17 protein-coding genes and 1 pseudogene are annotated in these 15,378 nt (G+C 62.4%); 12 read left to right on the top strand and 6 right to left on the bottom strand.

The genetic code is table 11. The features are described 5' to 3' along the window. Positions 1 to 27: 27 nt before the first annotated feature. The gene (locus N2600_RS12360) at positions 28 to 750 is read right to left on the bottom strand and encodes a Crp/Fnr family transcriptional regulator (RefSeq protein ID WP_260111014.1); all 723 of its coding nucleotides are present in this window, start codon (positions 748 to 750) and stop codon (positions 28 to 30) included. A 409-nt stretch (positions 751 to 1,159) separates the two neighbouring features. Between N2600_RS12360 and N2600_RS12355 the strand changes: the two genes are divergently transcribed. The 7 genes from N2600_RS12355 to N2600_RS12325 all read left to right on the top strand — a co-directional run bounded on the left by N2600_RS12355 (position 1,160) and on the right by N2600_RS12325 (position 7,629). Next, the gene (locus N2600_RS12355; protein ID WP_003540486.1) at positions 1,160 to 1,438 is read left to right on the top strand and encodes an acyl carrier protein; all 279 of its coding nucleotides are present in this window, start codon (positions 1,160 to 1,162) and stop codon (positions 1,436 to 1,438) included. 204 nt (positions 1,439 to 1,642) lie between these two features. Beyond that, on the top strand, positions 1,643 to 2,125 hold the full coding sequence (locus N2600_RS12350; RefSeq protein ID WP_003540474.1) for a 3-hydroxyacyl-ACP dehydratase FabZ family protein: 483 nt from the start codon (positions 1,643 to 1,645) through the stop codon (positions 2,123 to 2,125). Further along, on the top strand, positions 2,122 to 3,327 hold the full coding sequence (locus N2600_RS12345) for a beta-ketoacyl-ACP synthase (protein WP_260111013.1): 1,206 nt from the start codon (positions 2,122 to 2,124) through the stop codon (positions 3,325 to 3,327). The genes N2600_RS12350 and N2600_RS12345 overlap by 4 nt, the downstream gene beginning before the upstream one ends. Before the next feature lie 12 nt (positions 3,328 to 3,339). After that, positions 3,340 to 4,626, top strand: coding sequence for a beta-ketoacyl-ACP synthase (locus tag N2600_RS12340; RefSeq protein ID WP_260111012.1), 1,287 nt, complete (start codon positions 3,340 to 3,342; stop codon positions 4,624 to 4,626). Positions 4,627 to 4,683: 57 nt separating this feature from the next. Then, entirely contained in the window at positions 4,684 to 5,712 is a 1,029-nt protein-coding gene (locus N2600_RS12335) for a zinc-binding dehydrogenase (RefSeq protein ID WP_018074608.1), read from the top strand. A 4-nt stretch (positions 5,713 to 5,716) separates the two neighbouring features. Continuing rightward, the gene (locus N2600_RS12330) at positions 5,717 to 6,652 is read left to right on the top strand and encodes a lipid A biosynthesis lauroyl acyltransferase (RefSeq protein WP_260298827.1); all 936 of its coding nucleotides are present in this window, start codon (positions 5,717 to 5,719) and stop codon (positions 6,650 to 6,652) included. Between the two features lie 260 nt (positions 6,653 to 6,912). Further along, positions 6,913 to 7,629, top strand: coding sequence for a PAS domain-containing protein (locus N2600_RS12325; RefSeq protein WP_017964659.1), 717 nt, complete (start codon positions 6,913 to 6,915; stop codon positions 7,627 to 7,629). Between the two features lie 55 nt (positions 7,630 to 7,684). On the opposite strand, the gene N2600_RS12320 is transcribed toward N2600_RS12325, so the two are convergent. From N2600_RS12320 to N2600_RS12310, 3 genes are all read right to left on the bottom strand, one after another. Next, the gene (locus N2600_RS12320; RefSeq protein ID WP_017964658.1) at positions 7,685 to 8,047 is read right to left on the bottom strand and encodes a VOC family protein; all 363 of its coding nucleotides are present in this window, start codon (positions 8,045 to 8,047) and stop codon (positions 7,685 to 7,687) included. Next, positions 8,048 to 8,446 carry a polyketide cyclase gene (locus tag N2600_RS12315; RefSeq protein ID WP_017964657.1) on the bottom strand — a complete coding sequence of 133 codons (399 nt, stop codon included), beginning with the start codon at positions 8,444 to 8,446 and terminating at the stop codon, positions 8,048 to 8,050. A gap of 70 nt (positions 8,447 to 8,516) precedes the next feature. Next, the gene (locus N2600_RS12310; RefSeq protein ID WP_260298826.1) at positions 8,517 to 9,308 is read right to left on the bottom strand and encodes a helix-turn-helix domain-containing protein; all 792 of its coding nucleotides are present in this window, start codon (positions 9,306 to 9,308) and stop codon (positions 8,517 to 8,519) included. 211 nt (positions 9,309 to 9,519) lie between these two features. Between N2600_RS12310 and gndA the strand changes: the two genes are divergently transcribed. The 5 genes and pseudogenes from gndA (at position 9,520) to N2600_RS12285 (ending at position 13,670) form a co-directional block, all read left to right on the top strand. Then, positions 9,520 to 10,971 carry an NADP-dependent phosphogluconate dehydrogenase gene (gene gndA, locus N2600_RS12305; protein ID WP_172643630.1) on the top strand — a complete coding sequence of 484 codons (1,452 nt, stop codon included), beginning with the start codon at positions 9,520 to 9,522 and terminating at the stop codon, positions 10,969 to 10,971. An 86-nt stretch (positions 10,972 to 11,057) separates the two neighbouring features. Beyond that, positions 11,058 to 11,792: a carbon-nitrogen hydrolase family protein gene (locus tag N2600_RS12300; RefSeq protein WP_222387539.1), complete on the top strand. Its 735-nt coding sequence runs from the start codon at positions 11,058 to 11,060 to the stop codon at positions 11,790 to 11,792. A 35-nt stretch (positions 11,793 to 11,827) separates the two neighbouring features. Continuing rightward, positions 11,828 to 12,322 carry a GNAT family N-acetyltransferase gene (locus N2600_RS12295; RefSeq protein ID WP_260298825.1) on the top strand — a complete coding sequence of 165 codons (495 nt, stop codon included), beginning with the start codon at positions 11,828 to 11,830 and terminating at the stop codon, positions 12,320 to 12,322. A 56-nt stretch (positions 12,323 to 12,378) separates the two neighbouring features. Then, positions 12,379 to 12,887: pseudogene (locus N2600_RS12290) on the top strand (GNAT family N-acetyltransferase). 165 nt (positions 12,888 to 13,052) lie between these two features. Next, a complete protein-coding gene (locus N2600_RS12285; protein WP_260298824.1) occupies positions 13,053 to 13,670 on the top strand; it encodes a class I SAM-dependent methyltransferase in 618 nt (205 codons plus the stop codon). 49 nt (positions 13,671 to 13,719) lie between these two features. On the opposite strand, the gene N2600_RS12280 is transcribed toward N2600_RS12285, so the two are convergent. Beyond that, positions 13,720 to 14,265 carry an AAA family ATPase gene (locus N2600_RS12280; protein ID WP_260298823.1) on the bottom strand — a complete coding sequence of 182 codons (546 nt, stop codon included), beginning with the start codon at positions 14,263 to 14,265 and terminating at the stop codon, positions 13,720 to 13,722. 15 nt (positions 14,266 to 14,280) lie between these two features. Then, a complete protein-coding gene (locus N2600_RS12275; RefSeq protein WP_170255699.1) occupies positions 14,281 to 15,357 on the bottom strand; it encodes a D-alanine--D-alanine ligase family protein in 1,077 nt (358 codons plus the stop codon). Positions 15,358 to 15,378: the final 21 nt, after the last annotated feature.

Genomic DNA, 15,378 nt, shown 5'->3' with positions numbered 1-15,378 from the left:
TTTGCGCGCTGATCCCGGATCCGCGTTCTATGCGCTGATCATTCGCTCCAGCTCATCCATGTCGGGCACGATGATATGTCGGAAGTTCTCGATTCGAATGACGCCGCTCTTGCGCAGCCTGGTCATCTGGCGGCTGACGGTTTCGATCGTTATCCCCAGAAAATCGGCAATCTCGGCGCGGGACAGCGGCAGGTCGAAATCGGTGCTCGTGGCGGTCTGCGGTTCGGCGTGTGTGGCGATCAGGTAAAGCAGGCTTGCGACTTTCTCGCCTGCGGTGCGCCGGCCGAGGGTCAGCATCCATTCGCGCGCGGCGTCCAGCTCCTTTAGCGCCTGATCGTGCAGACTGCGCTGCAGGTCCGGCGTCTCAGATATCATCCGGTCGAGCAGGTTGCGGGGAAAGACGCAGATTTCGGCATCGGTCGCAGCCTCAGCCGACAGTGAGCTTTCACGGATGAAGGGTCTGCCGACGAAATCTGGGGCGAATTGCAGGCCGACGATCTGCTGGCGCCCGTCCTGCATCACCTTGCAGAGCTTCACCACCCCGCGCACGATGTTCGAATAGAAAGAGCTTTCCGACCCTTGGGCGATGATCTCGCAGCCGGCCCCGATCTTGCGGCGCAGAGAGTGGCGGTTGAGCTCTCTCAATTGACCGCTCGACAGGGCGCCGCAGACGGCGCCGTGCCGCGCCTGGCAGGAAGCGCAAGCGACGGGAGTGCCGGTCTCGAAAGGCTCGCTGCGGGCAATATCCATGTCCTGATCCCTTTTGAAATCTCGTATGGCTGGCACGACTGGCGCGTCCGGCATCGCCAGCATGCCCCAGCGCCGCTTGAGGATTATCAATTTTGCCGGGATCGCTGTTTGATCTAGATCAAAGCATGCCCGCCCGTGGGTTTTGTCGGGAACCGCGCTTGCCCCGGTGCGAGGGCCATCCATGGGTTTGATTCGGACGGCTTCTCCGATCTGCCGGCGGGCGGACCTTCCACAGAGGCCTCGCCTTCCGCTTCGACGCCTGTTCGGGTGACGGCAAATGCCGGCATTCCATTGCTGTTTAGGCAACACCCAGCCGGCAAATTGCCGCGACGCCGGGACGAAAGCATTGGCTTTTGAAATGGATTTGCCTATGAGGGGGTTTAAATCGTCATTTCATGAGGTACAGCGCGTGACCGCTACATTCGATAAAGTTGCCGACATTATTGCAGAAACCAGCGAGATCGACCGCGCGACGATCACGCCGGAGAGCCATACGATCGACGACCTCGGTATCGATAGCCTCGATTTCCTCGACATCGTCTTTGCGATCGACAAGGAATTCGGCATCAAGATCCCGCTCGAAAAGTGGACGCAGGAAGTCAACGAAGGCAAGGTTTCCACCGAAGAATACTTCGTGCTGAAGAACCTCTGCGCCAAGATTGACGAGCTCAAAGCAGCCAAGGCCTGAGCGACATAACCGTCTTTTTTGAACGCCCTGCCGCCGTGAATATGGCGGCCGGGCGGTTTCGTTCCTAACTAGTGCGTGCCGCCCAAAAGTGCGCAGCGGTTTTGGGACAACGGCATGCATAAAAACAAAGACCTAAAGTGCGAACCAGATGCGCTTTAGGCATCACCGGCGGGCGGATCTGGCCTGTCGGGCCGGAGGATCCGAATGCTGCTGGAATATTTCCAGATGATTGACCGCGTCGAAGCGGTGGACCTGAAGAAGGGCACGCTTAAGGCGCGATCCGTCGTGCCGGCCAAGAGCCCCGTCTTCGAGGGTCATTTTCCCGGCATGCCGCTCGTTCCCGGCGTGCTCCTGATCGAGACCATGGCGCAGGCCTCCGGCATGCTGGTGCTTGCCGTCACCAATTTTGCCGCCATGCCTTTCCTGATGACGGTCGACGGCGCCAAGATGCGCACTTTCGTCGAACCGGAAGCCGTGCTCGACATCGAGGCGGTGCTCGAGCATGACGGTTCGGGTTTCGCGGTCACCAAGGCTAAGATCACCAGCGGCGGCAAGAAGGTCTGCGATGCGCAATTGAAACTGCGCACCATGCCGTTTTCCGAGGTGCCGCTCGGCGATATCGTGAAGAAACGTGCCGGCGAGATCGGGCTTCTCGAAGCGATCGCGGCGCAGGGAGTGATTGGATGAGCAAGGCTGCAAACGACGTCGTCATCTCGGGCATCGGCATCGTCACCTGTCAGGGCGTCGGCAAGGATGCGCATATCGCGCTGCTTTCGTCCGCAAGCAGCCCGAAGGCGATCGTCGAGACCGAGAAGTTCAAGCCCTACCCGGTGCATCCGCTGCCCGAGATCGACTGGTCACAGCAGATCGCCAAACGCGGCGACCAGCGGCAGATGGAGAACTGGCAGCGCATCGGCGTTTTCGCCGCCGGCCTTGCGCTCGACGATGCCGGCTTCAAGGACGATATCGAGGCCTGCGGCACGATGGATATGATCGTGGCGGCCGGCGGCGGCGAGCGCGATATCAATGTCGACACATTGATCGTCGATGAGGCGCTGAAGCGCAATGACCGCGAATTGCTGCTAAACGAGAAGCTGACGACCGAGCTGAGGCCGACTCTGTTCCTCGCCCAGCTTTCCAACCTGCTCGCCGGCAATATCTCCATCGTGCACAAGGTTACCGGTTCGTCGCGCACCTTCATGGGCGAGGAAGCAGCCGGCATATCCGCCGTCGAGACCGCCTTCTACCGCATCAAATCAGGCGAATCCTCGCATGCACTTGTTGGAGGCGCCTTCGCGGCCGAGCGGCCTGACATGATCCTGCTCACCGAGGCGATCGGCGCTCATGCGCGCGGCGACTGGGTGCCGCTCTGGTCGCGCAAGCTGAGCGACGGCGGCGGTATGATCACCGGTTCGGCAGGCGCCTTCCTGGTGCTGGAATCGCGCAAACACGCTGGAGCCCGCGGCGCCCATATCTATGCCGTCATCGACGCGGTCGAGGGCGACCGCGGCAACCGCAATTCCGGCAATCTCGAAGTTCGGCTGGAGCGGCTTTTGGCACCGGCTGCAGGGCTTGCCACTGAGAGCACGGCGATTTTTTCCGGATCGACCGGCATGCACGATCTTGCCGCTCGCGAGCGGGCGGTGCTCGAACATCAATTGCCCGACGTTGCGATCCGCGGCTTCGGCGGGGTCACCGGCCATACGATCGAGACGCAGTTCACGCTCGGTCTGGCGCTCGCAGCCCTTGCCGTCGATGGCAAGGTCAAGGTTCCGCCCTTCGATGCCGCCCATGAGGCGCCGATGCGGGCAGGCGCCACCGCCGCCGTCGTGACCACGGTCGGACACCAGCGCGGCGAGGGCGTTGCCGTTCTTTCCGCAGATGCGTGAGGAGTGAGAGATATGACAGCTTCCGTTTATAGAGATCACCTTGGCCGTCCGATCGTGGCTGTTACCGGCATGGGCATCATCACCTCGCTCGGTCAGGGCCTCAGCGACAACTGGGCAGCGCTTTCGTCTGGCACGTCGGGCATCCACGAGATCAACCGCTTCCCGACCGAGGGCCTGTCGACGCGGATCGCCGGCACCGTCGATTTCATCGGCATCCCGGTGCCGAACGCCGTCGAGCGCTCCTATGCCTTTGCCCGCGAAACGACGATCGAGGCGCTCGCCGATGCCGGCCTTTCCGGCGATTTCAACGGCCCGCTATTCCTCGCCGCTCCGCCGATCGAGCCGGAGTGGAGCGCGCGCTTCGAACTTGCCGACCGTTCGCCGGGCTCCGACCATCCGGGTGACGCTTATGAGCGATTCCTGACGGCGCTGCGCCAGCGTCCGGACCCGGCCTTCCATGAGGCAGCACTGTTCGGCGCTATTTCCGAGCGCCTTGCCGACCGGTTCGGCACCCGCGGCCTGCCCGTGACGCTGTCGACCGCCTGCGCCTCCGGCGTCACGGCGATCCAGCTCGGCATCGAGGCAATCCGCCAGGGCCGCACGGATCGCGCGCTGACGGTCGCGACCGACGGGTCGCTGAGTGCCGAAGCTCTGATCCGCTTCTCGCTGCTCTCAGCCCTTTCGACGCAGAACGATCCGCCGCCCAAAGCTTCCAAGCCATTCAGCAAGGATCGTGACGGCTTCGTCATCGCCGAAGGTGCTGCGACCCTGGTGCTGGAATCGCTGGAATCAGCAGTCGCCCGCGGCGCCAAAGTGCTCGGCATCATGAAGGGCGCCGGCGACAAGGCCGACAGCTTCCACCGCACCCGGTCTTCGCCCGATGGCGGCCCGGCAATCGCGACGATCCGCGCGGCGCTTGCCGATGCCGGCATCGACGAGAGCGGCATCGGTTACATCAATGCGCACGGCACCTCGACGCCGGAGAACGACAAGATGGAGTATGGGGCGATGTCCGCCGTCTTCGGCGAACGGATCGTCGGCATTCCGGTTTCGTCGAACAAGTCGATGATCGGCCACACGCTGACGGCGGCGGGCGCCGTCGAGGCAGTGTTCTCGCTGCAGACGATGTTGACCGGAACGCTGCCGCCGACCATCAACTACAACAACCCCGATCCTTCGATCGTTCTCGATGTCGTGCCGAACAAGAAGCGGGAAGCTCAGGTTTCAGCCGTGCTTTCCAATTCCTTCGGCTTCGGCGGGCAGAATGCCAGCCTTGTCATGGCGCTCGAACCGGCTTAAGCGGTTCCCGACAATTTTTATGACAAGAAGAACGCCTTCAAGGCGAGGGATTTTGCCATGCGCGCTTTGCAACTGATCGACGACCGCAAGCTTGAGATCACCGATCTGCCGGAACCGGATGCCCCAGGTGCCGGCGAGGTGACGCTGCGCGTCAAGGCGGTGGCGCTCAACCATATCGACGTCTGGGGCTGGCGCGGCATGGCATTTGCCAAGCGCAAGATGCCGCTGGTCATCGGTGCGGAAGCTTCCGGCGTCGTCGAAGCGATCGGACCGGGCGTCGCGAATGTGCTGCCGGGCCAGCTGGTGGCGATTTATGGCGCGCGCACCTGTGGCCTCTGCCGCCCCTGCCGCGAAGGCCGCGACAATCTCTGCGAACATGTCTCCGGCGTGCACGGCTTCCATCTTGACGGCTTTGCGCAGGAGAAGGTCAACCTGCCGGCGCGCCTGCTGGTGCCGGCCCCTCCCGGCGTCGACGCGATCGGCGCGGCGCTAGCGCCCGTCACCTTCGGCACGGTCGAGCACATGCTGTTCGACAATGCCAAGCTTGAGCCGGGCGAGACGATCCTCGTCCATGCCGGCGGCTCCGGCATCGGCACGGCGGCGATCCAGCTTGCCAAAAAGATCGGCTGCACCGTCATCACCACAGTCGGTTCGGACGACAAGATCGAGAAGGCCAAGGCGCTCGGCGCCGATCACGTCATCAACTACCGCACCGACCGCTTCGAGGGCGTGGTGCGCAAACTCACCAAGAAGAAGGGCGTCGACGTCGTCTTCGAACATGTCGGCAAGGACACCTGGGCGGGCTCGATGCTCTGCATGAAGCGCGGCGGGCGCCTCGTCACCTGCGGCTCGACCTCGGGTGTTTCCACAGAGATGAACCTGATGATGCTGTTCCAGCAGCAGCTGAAGCTCTTCGGCTCCTTCGGCTGCCGCATGGAGAACATGGCGGATGCGATGCAGAAGATGGGCCGCGGGCTCGTCCATCCCGTCATCGATACCGAGGTCAGCTTCAGCGATATCGACCGGGCGCTGGAGCGGATGGAATCGCGGCAGATCTTCGGCAAGATCATCCTGAAGATGGATTGACCGCGTGAAACTGTTCATCACCCGGATCGTTCTGGCGCTCAGGAATTTCCAGCAATGGCTGGTGGCGCAGGTGATGTTCGGCTTCCTGAATTTCCTGAAGCTGTTTCCGGCCGACGGCGCGATCCGCTTCGCCGACAGGATGATGCGACGCCTCGGCCGGCTGACCAGCCGCCACAGACTGATGCTGACCAATCTGCGCAACGCCTTCCCTGAGAAGAGCGAGGCCGAGATCGAGGAGATCGCGCTCGCCAGCTGGGGCAATATGGGCCGGCTTGCCGCCGAATACGTCTTCCTCGACCAGCTGTTTGACTATGATCCCGAAAAATCGGAGCCGGGCAGGGTGGAGGTGTCGGGCGTCCCGATCTTCCTCGACCTGCGCGATAATCCGCGACCCTTCATCGTCTTTACTGGCCATACCGCCAATTTCGAGCTTTTGCCGGTGGCGGGTGCTGCCTTCGGGTTGACGGTGACGGTGCTCTTTCGGCCGCCGAACAATCCTTATGTCGCCAAGAAGGTGTCCGACTTCAGGAGCGCGCGCATGGGCAAGCTGGTGCCGTCGCATGCCGGCTCGTCCTTCGCGCTTGCCCGTCAGCTGGAAGCGGGCCAGGGCGTGGGCGTGCTGGTCGACCAGAAATTCCGCAAGGGGCTGAAGGGCACCTTCTTCGGACGCGAGGTCAAGACCAATCCGCTGCTGCCGAAGCTGGTGCGCCAGTTCGACTGCGAGGTCTATCCGGCGCGCTGCATCCGGCTGCCGCGAAATCGCTACCGGCTGGAAATCGAGCCGCGGCTGGATATGCCGCGCGACGCCGTGGGTAATCTCGACCTGCCGGCCGCCGCCCAGTTGCTCAACGACAAGGTAGAGAGCTGGGTGCGTGAATATCCGGACCAGTGGCTCTGGTATCACGACCGTTGGCAGATCAAGCAGACGCTCGCGCCTTAGAACAGAATGATCTAAAATAATAGTTTGAGCGTGATGTCTGGCGAAAACCGCTCACACTTTCGGCATCATGCTGCAAAAACGCCCACCCTCATTTATCAGCGGTGAAAAGCGGCAGGTGCTCTCGGATTGAAACTGAGGGCGCTTCATGTTACTCGTCACCACCAAGCCGCGAATAATGTCTACCGGAAGGCGCATTTTTGGGAAATGCAGCCATGTGAGGTTTCGGACTCGTCTCTTGGGACAATGGGAGTGGAGTCGTCTTGCTGGAGCTTTTTCGAGCTTTTTCTTTGCGTTGCGTGCAAATCGAGGAAGCCATACGCCTGGGCGACGACCGGCGCGTCACGGCGCTCGACCGTCATGTCGAGCCGCTGGTCGAGGCAATCCTCGCCTGCCGGGCAGTTAATCTGCTCGAAGTTTACATGCAGCTGCAGTTTGTGAGCCATCTGATCAGCCAGGATGCCGACGACAGCGCCAGCGTCACGGAGCACACGTCGGTGCTTTCCTACCTGCTCGACCGTTATTTCGGGGCGCATGGGCCGGACTGGCGCGTGCCTTCGCCGCAGGATGTGCGCATCGAGCCGCCGCCGGCCTATGTGCCGGATACCGATAACGGTCAGTTCCTCAACGCGGTGATCCTCGAGAGCCTGCCGGATCGCGTGGCGGTGCTGACCAGGGACTATCGCTACCTCTATTCCAATCCAGCCAACAGCACCCATCTCAACAGGAAGCCGATGGAACTCATCGGCCGCCACCTTTCCGAATTCATCGGCGAGGAGCGGTTTGCCGAATGCGCCAAGCACAAGCTCGACGCCTGTTTTGCCGGTGATCAGATCGACTATACCTATGAGCGCTCAGACAGCAGCGGCGGGTCGCGGCAGGTGCGCTGTCGCATGTCGCCGCTGCGCGATGCGGGCGGCACGGTGATCGGCGCCCTGCTCGTCATGGAAGATCTCGATCGGCTGTCGCAGGCTGCCTGATCCCGGTCGGCGGCCTTAGGCAGCCTGACCAACTCGGCTACCTTGGGTAGTCTGGTTAAGCAGCCGCCCAGACGGCGAGCTCGTAACCATCGCGGTCGAGGAAGTGGAAGCGACGGCCGCCGGGAAAATCGGTGATCGGCCGGCAGATCGTGCCGCCAGCTCTTTCGACTGAGGTCAGCACTTCTTCCAGATCATTGGCATAGACGACGACCAGCGGGCCGCCCCCCGTCCGCACCGGTCCGAAATCGGTAAAGCCTCCCTTCAGCCGGCCATCGTCGAATTCGCAATAGTTCGGGCCGTAATCGGTGAAACGCCAGCCGAAGGCCGAGCCGTAAAAGGCTTTGGCGGCAGCGATGTCGGCGACGTTGAATTCGACATAGTCGATGCGGCGATCGTGGTTTTCTGTCTTCTCGGCCATCTATCTCTCCATCAGGGCTTTCAGCATGGCGAGGTCCTTCTCGACATGGGCGGCATCGGCGGAAAACTGCGCGTCGGTCATGCCGGGCAGACGCAGCAGCGTGAACATGACCTCGCAGCCATCGCCGTTCGGCACGATGCGCAGCGCATTATAGACCCTGAGGCCGGATTCGATCGTCACCGTATGATCGATCACGCCGAATTCATTGGCAGGCACGAAGCTCACCTTGACGCTGCCAAGAGCGCCGTGGGCGATCCAGTCGGCGCCGTGCCGTTCGAGGCCGGTCGCAAGGCCGGAAGCCCAGAGCGGCATGTTCTCCGGTTTGCCGGCGAAGTCATAGACGTCGCGCCAGTCGCGCTCGATAGACAGGTGGATGATTTTCGCAGGCATTGTCGTCATCGGCTGCAGGTCCCTGTCATTTCGTTTCGTCAGAATAACGAACCGGCCGGCAGCGTCTTGAACAAAACGGTCAGTCGGCTCTTTGCCGCAAGCTGAGCTGGTCGAGAATGACCGCGGGCGTCAGCGTCGAGAGCTCGCCGACCTCGCGCGTCATGTGGGACTGATCGGCAAAGCCCGCTTCGAGCGCAAGACGGGCAAGCGGCATCGTCTCCGACCTGCGGCAGAGGTCGAGGAAACGCTGGAACCGGTGGATCCGTTCCAGTGTCTTTGCGCCATAGCCGAAATGGTGGTGGCAGCGGCGCCGCAACTGCCTTTCGCTCATGCCGAGCCTGTCGAGCAGACCGGACGCCGGGCGAGTGCTGTTGGCGGCGGCGAAGATCATGGCGGCGTCGCGGGCGGGCTCCTCCGCATCGCGCGCGGCCTCTTCGAGCAGGCGGCCAAACAGCGCCGTCGCGGCCGAGGGGTCGGGACTATCCGCAAGCTGCGCTTCGAATTCGGCGGTGTCCTTCCGGCCGATGTCGGCAAGGGGCACCGAGCAGCCGACCAGCGCCGAGAGCGGCGTCTTCAGCCAGGGTGCTGCGGCGCCGGGCGCAAAACGTGCGCCAATGACAGTCGCGCCCGGCCGAATGACGGGAAAGGCCGCCGCCCTGTCGGGGCCGGCGACGACCAGCCGGCCCTCGATCCAGAGGAGATCGCAATAGCCGTCCGGCACGATCGCCACCATTGCCGGCGGTCCGTCATGCAGCGCATGCGACCAGAGTCGGCTGAAATGGCGTCGCAGCGCCGGCGGCGGCATAGACTCACGGTAGCAGCCGGCGCGGGCCGCCAGGAGAGCCGTCTCTTTTCGTTTTCCCGATGCCAATGCGATATCTCCCGAGGCACTGATGATACCATGAGATAGGGCATTGCGGGCGGGACGCGCGAAAAACTTGCGGCTTCCGGATTGGGCGGGCGCCGGCGAGTTGTCGGACAAGCGAGGGAATTGCAAGCCTCATTTCATTGGCATTTGCGAACCGATTAGACCCTTGCGAGACTTGCCGTTTGACCGAGACAGTGCCACAACACCGGTCCAAATGACACATCGGAGGTTTGTCGTGGAAAAGGCAGAAATCGGACTGATCGGCCTTGCGGTCATGGGCTCCAACCTGGCGCTCAACATCGCGGAGAAAGGCAATAAAATTGCGGTGTTCAACCGCACGCCGGAGAAAACCGACGAATTCTACGAAAGCGCCGGCGATCTGAAAAAGCAGATTATTCCCTGCAAGACCATCGAAGAGTTCGTCGATGCGATCCGCCCACCGCGTCCAATCATCATCATGATCAAGGCGGGCGAGCCCGTCGACCAGCAGATGGAGCTGCTGCGTCCGCATCTCTCCAAGGGCGACATCATGATCGATGCAGGCAACGCCAATTTCCGCGACACCGTCGCCCGCTTCGACCGGCTGAAGAATACCGATCTGACCTTCATCGGCATGGGTGTTTCCGGCGGCGAAGAAGGTGCGCGCCATGGCCCGTCGATCATGGTCGGCGGCACCGAAGAGTCCTGGAAGCGCGTCGAGAAGGTGCTGACATCGATTGCTGCCCGCTACAATGACGAGCCCTGCGTCGCCTGGCTTGGCAATGACGGCGCCGGCCATTTCGTCAAGACCATCCACAACGGCATCGAATATGCCGACATGCAGATGATCGCCGAAATCTATGGCATCCTGCGCGACGGCCTCGGCAAGAGCGCCTCCGAAATCTCCGGCATCTTCGGCGAATGGAACAAGGGCCGGCTGAACTCCTACCTGATTGAAATCTCCGAGAAGGTGCTTGCGGCCACCGATCCTGTCTCCGGCGGACCGATGGTCGACATGATCCTCGACAAGGCCGGCCAGAAGGGCACCGGCAAGTGGTCGGCGATCGAGGCGCAGAACATGGGCATTCCGGCAACGGCGATCGAAGCCGCGGTCGCCGCCCGCAGCCTCTCCTCGATGAAGTCGCAGCGTGAAGCCGCTGAGAAGATCTTCGGCACGCAGGCTGTGTCCTTCCCGATCGCTTACGGCCCCGAGCTCAATAAGGATCTGGAACTGGCGTTGTTTGCCGCCAAGATCGGCGCCTATGCGCAGGGCTTCGCGGTGATGGCGGAAGCATCGCGCGAGTTCAACTGGTCGCTGCCGATGCCGACGATCGCCCGGATCTGGCGCGCCGGCTGCATCATCCGCTCGCAGTTCCTCGACGAGATCACCTCGGCCTTCACCAAGGCACCTGACGCTGCCAACCTGATCGTCACGCCGGCTTTCTCCGACATGGTTAAGGAATCGATCCCGGCGCTGCGCCGCGTCGTCGGTGCCGCGATTGCCGCCGGCCTGCCGGTTCCGGCACTGACCTCGGCGCTGACCTATTTCGATGCCTATCGCCAGGGCAGGGGAACGGCAAACCTCATCCAGGCACAGCGCGATTTCTTCGGCGCCCACGGCTTCGACCGCTTGGACGGCAAGGATTTCCACCACGGCCCCTGGGGCAGCGGTGCCTCGACCTTCTGAGGTTCAGCCAGATTTTCAAGGAGAGGCCCGGCCACTGCGCTGGGCCTTTTTGCTGAGATGCCGCGGCCGAGAAACCGGAGATCTAAGTGACGAGCATTCGGATAGCCGCCGCGCAGACGCCGGAATTTCGCGAGAATGTTGGGGCGGCCTTGGATTATGCCCGCGGCATCGCCGCTCGTGCCGAGGACGAGGGTGTTGTCCTACTGGTCTTTCCCGAAGGTTTTCTCCAGGGCTACCTGACCGATGAGGCATCTGCGCGGCGCGTTGCCCTCGATCTCGCATCGGCCGAGTTCGCGGCGATACTCGATCGGTTGCCGAAGTCGGGACCGGTGCTGGTCATAGGGCTGATCGAGATCGATGACGGGCAATTGTTCAACACTGCCGTCGTCGTCGAGCGCGGCGTTCTCCTCGGCCGCTACCGGAAGGCCCACCTGCTACGCGGCGAACAGGCTTTCGAGGCAGGAAAGGAGAGCCCGCTCTTTGCGATCGGTGCCCTGCGCTTCGGGATCAACATCTGTTACGACACGAATTTTCCCGAAGCAGCGGCAAAGGTCGCCGCGTCTGGCGCGTCGCTGATCGTATGCCTCTCCAACAACATGATGCCACGGGAAAAGGCGGAAATATTCAAGCAGACGCATAATGCCGTTCGCGGCGAAAGATGCCGCCAGACAGGTCTGTGGCTGATATCGTCCGACGTAACGGGTGAGCGCGATGGGCGCATCGCCTGGGGACCGACGGCGGTGCTGGACCGGCAAGGGCAAGTCGTGGCGCAACTGCCGCTGGAGGAGCCCGGCTTGCTGGTCTTCGACTTTCCTGCATAGCACCTGTGAACTATGGCGCTTGAGGATTGATAGAGATGCTCATCCGATACGAAACGCCTGATGATATCGATGCGATCCATGATCTGACCTCGACCGCATTCAAGCCGATGCCCTACAGCGACGGTACGGAAGCGGAGATTGTCCGAAGACTTCGCGCGAAGGGCGATCTCAAAATATCGCCGGTAGCAGAGGAGGACGGCGAGATTCTCGGCCATGTGGCGTTTTCGCCGGTGACGATCGAGGGCGCGAATGATGGCTGGTTCGGGCTGGGGCCGATATCGGTCAAGCCGGAGAGACAGCGGCAGGGTATCGGCAAGGCGATGATTGCACGGGGTCTCGAATTGTTGAACGAGATGGGCGCCAGCGGATGCGCCCTGATCGGCAGTCCCGAGATATATAGCCGCGTCGGTTTCAGCAGCGACGGACAACTGAAGTATCTCGGCCTCGATACGCGGCTCGTGCAGAGGATTGTCTTTCGGGGATCACCACCAAGCGGGACGTTGCAATTCGCCCCGGCATTTGAAAGCTAGAATATTCCGTTCAACGGTCGAAACTCCAAACCCAACTTGACAGAGAAGGCGACGACATGTCCGAAGCGGGCACGGTGACCATTCGAACCGAGCGTCTCAAGCTCCGCATGCCTGATATCGGCGATTTCGTCGCCTATGCTGAGATCATGGCCTCGCCGCGATCGGTCGGAATGGGCGGCCCGTTCGATCTGCGCGCTGCTTGGGGAATGTTCTGTCACGACGTCGCTCTGTGGCAGCTTTTCGGGCACGGAGCGCTGACGATCGAGCTCGGCGAAACCGGCGAATGCGTCGGTCAGGCGGGATCAATCACGGACCACTCTTTCCTGAGAAGGAACTGGGCTGGTTCGTCTATGAGGCATACGAAGGCAGAGGCTATGCGACCGAAGCGGCGCTCGCGCTGCCCAACTGGGCCTTCGCGACGCTCAAGCTGCCGTCGCTCGTCAACTATATCGCTCTCGGCAACGCGGCATCCGTTGCCGTTGCGGAGCGGCTGGGCGCGCGTCTCGATCCCGCAGCACCCCGAACGGAGCCTGCCGATCTCGTTTACCGTCACCTCGCGTCCTGAAACGCGGAACATGGTCTTGGGCGCACTGCGATTGGTTGCAGACGTCTCAGTTCTTACATGTTGATCAGCTACTGCTCAATTCAAAGTGCTACAGCGTCCTTTGCGCGTCTGAAAAGACGCTCGGCGCTGTAGGATATCGGGCTCGGCAAGAGATGGGGATATCGCATGACAGGCGAGAAGCGGGAACACTGGGACGAGGTCTACCGCACGAAATCTGCCGACAGCGTCAGCTGGTATCAGCCGATGCCCGGGCCTTCCTTGCGGGCGCTTGACGAGCTGCAACTGCCGGCCACGGCCTCGCTGATCGATGTGGGCGGCGGCGCATCGAGCCTTGTCGACTGTCTTGTCGAGCGCGGGTGGTCCGACCTCACCGTCCTCGACATCGCCGCGCCGGCGCTCGAAGTCGCCAAGGCGCGGCTGCGGGATGAAGCCGCCCGCATCGCCTGGGTGGTTGCCGACGTCACGTCATGGCAACCCGACCGCCACTACCATGTGTGGCACGACCGCGCCGTTTTTCACTTCCTCACCGAGCCCGAGCAGCGGCTGGCCTACCGCCGCGCGCTCGAAAGCGGCACAGCGCCAGGCAGCGTCGTGATCATCGCGACTTTCGCGCCGGACGGGCCGGAACGGTGCAGCGGCTTGCCGGTCCAGCGTTACGACGCGGTGGCGCTTACGACCGAATTCTCGTCCACCTTCGCGCTTCAGCGTGACTGGCGGGAGGAACACACGACACCCGGCGGTGGCCGGCAGTCGTTCCAGTGGTGCGTTTTTCGCAGGCCCTAAACCCTTTTTGAGAAGGCGGGCGGCTGAGCAACACATCTAACGATGTCGTCTACTGCTGCCTCGTTTCCCGAGAGAGGCAGTCGAGGATGAAATCCGCGCGGTCGGCGACCACGATTTTCGGCAGCGTGACAACGTCGTAGCCGAGCTTCGGATAGACGGCGGCAAGTCGATCATATTCGGCGACCGCCTCGTCGAAGCCATGGCGCCGCTCGGGGTCGGTCGTATAGATTTCGGGCCACGGCGGCGTGAGAAAAACCCTCGGGTGATAGCGGTGGGCGGCGCTCAATTTTTCCAGGACCGGTTCTCCAGTCAGGTGCTGCAGCGCTGCCGCCGCATCGATCAGCCCGCGATCGAAGAACGTCCAGCCGGCCTGCTCACGCGCCGTCGTGTAGTCAGCCATCGCCATCTCGATTGCGCGGCGGGCAAAGGCCGCCATGTCGACCCAGGGCAGGGCTGCGCAGTCGCCCTCGAGTTCCTGTTTGACGATTCGCCGGCCGGGCTCTTCGATGATGGCATGACCGCGGGCGGCAAGTTCTGCAAGCAGTGTCGATTTTCCACCGCCGGAACATCCCGAAATCAAGATCAGCCTGTTCATGATCAAGCTCGCGTCTCAGGCGGTCCGGCAGGCGCGCGCCAGGCCGTGGTCCACCAGTCGGTCGATGATTTCGGCATAGGTGACGCCGCTTGCCGCCATGGCCTTGGAATACATGCTGATATCGGTAAAGCCGGGGATGGTGTTGATTTCATTGACGAGGAATCGCATGTCATCCGTCAGGAAGAAGTCGATGCGGGCCATGCCGTCGCAGCCAACGGCTCTGAAGGCTTTTGCGGCCACGTCGCGCATGGCGGTCTCGATCTCCTGCGGCAGTTCGGCCGGCACTTTCAGCGCCGCACCTTTCTCGTCGACATATTTGGCATCGTAGCTATAGAAGCCGTGGCTCTCCGCCGGCACGATTTCGCCCGGCCGGGAGACGAAGAGTTCTCCTGCTGGATCTTCCAAGACGCTGAATTCGATCTCACGGCCGCGCACGAATTCCTCGGCGAGCAGCGTGCGATCGTGGCGGAAAGCCTCAGCAAGGGCGGGCGCGAATTCCTGGCTGGCATGGACCTTGGCAACGCCGACCGACGATCCCTGGCGCGCAGGCTTGATGAAGAGCGGCAGGCCGAGCTCACCTTCCAGGGCTGCCAGTGAAGGGGCGGCACCTTCATGGATCGTCACCGCGCGCGCCACCGGCAGGCCCGCCGCCCTCAGCAGGCGCTTGGCGATGTCCTTGTCGAGCGCTGCGGCGGAGCCGAGGATGCCGCAACCGGCGAGTGGAACGCGAGCCACTTCCGCCGCGCCTTGTACCGATCCGTCCTCGCCATACTGGCCGTGGAGGACGGGAAACAGGATGTCGACCTTTGGCAGGTCATGCGGCGCCCCATGAGCTGGGATTGCCAGCACGCGGCCGCGCCCACCCGGCACCAGGCAGATTTCCGTGCCCGATGAAGGCGTCGCCAGTATGCCGTCCTCGAAACTGCTCAGCAGCCATTGCCCCTCGCGGGTGATGAATACAGGGATGGCGTCGTATTTTTCGGGCTTGAGCGCGCCCATGACGTTGGTAGCTGAGAGCACAGAAACTTCATGCTCGGCCGAGCGGCCGCCGAAGAGCACGGCAATGCGCAGCCTGTTTGGGGATGGGGTCATGAAAGCCTCCGAAACGATCTG

This window comes from Rhizobium sp. WSM1274, assembly GCF_025200775.1.
GTDB lineage: Bacteria > Pseudomonadota > Alphaproteobacteria > Rhizobiales > Rhizobiaceae > Rhizobium > Rhizobium leguminosarum_I.
Note: the sequence above shows the minus strand (reverse complement) of the source record. Positions and strands in the feature narration are given on the sequence as shown.

Excerpts from the sequence above, each read along its gene's own strand:
- N2600_RS12275 (WP_170255699.1), bottom strand. The coding sequence starts at position 15,357 with ATGACCCCATCCCCAAACAGGCTGCGCATTGCCGTGCTCTTCGGCGGC.
- N2600_RS12350 (WP_003540474.1), top strand. The coding sequence starts at position 1,643 with ATGCTGCTGGAATATTTCCAGATGATTGACCGCGTCGAAGCGGTGGAC.
- N2600_RS12335 (WP_018074608.1), top strand. The coding sequence starts at position 4,684 with ATGCGCGCTTTGCAACTGATCGACGACCGCAAGCTTGAGATCACCGAT.
- N2600_RS12340 (WP_260111012.1), top strand. The coding sequence starts at position 3,340 with ATGACAGCTTCCGTTTATAGAGATCACCTTGGCCGTCCGATCGTGGCT.
- N2600_RS12315 (WP_017964657.1), bottom strand. The coding sequence starts at position 8,446 with ATGACGACAATGCCTGCGAAAATCATCCACCTGTCTATCGAGCGCGAC.
- N2600_RS12280 (WP_260298823.1), bottom strand. The coding sequence starts at position 14,265 with ATGAACAGGCTGATCTTGATTTCGGGATGTTCCGGCGGTGGAAAATCG.
- N2600_RS12360 (WP_260111014.1), bottom strand. The coding sequence starts at position 750 with ATGGATATTGCCCGCAGCGAGCCTTTCGAGACCGGCACTCCCGTCGCT.
- N2600_RS12345 (WP_260111013.1), top strand. The coding sequence starts at position 2,122 with ATGAGCAAGGCTGCAAACGACGTCGTCATCTCGGGCATCGGCATCGTC.
- gndA (WP_172643630.1), top strand. The coding sequence starts at position 9,520 with ATGACACATCGGAGGTTTGTCGTGGAAAAGGCAGAAATCGGACTGATC.
- N2600_RS12320 (WP_017964658.1), bottom strand. The coding sequence starts at position 8,047 with ATGGCCGAGAAGACAGAAAACCACGATCGCCGCATCGACTATGTCGAA.
- N2600_RS12295 (WP_260298825.1), top strand. The coding sequence starts at position 11,828 with ATGCTCATCCGATACGAAACGCCTGATGATATCGATGCGATCCATGAT.
- N2600_RS12285 (WP_260298824.1), top strand. The coding sequence starts at position 13,053 with ATGACAGGCGAGAAGCGGGAACACTGGGACGAGGTCTACCGCACGAAA.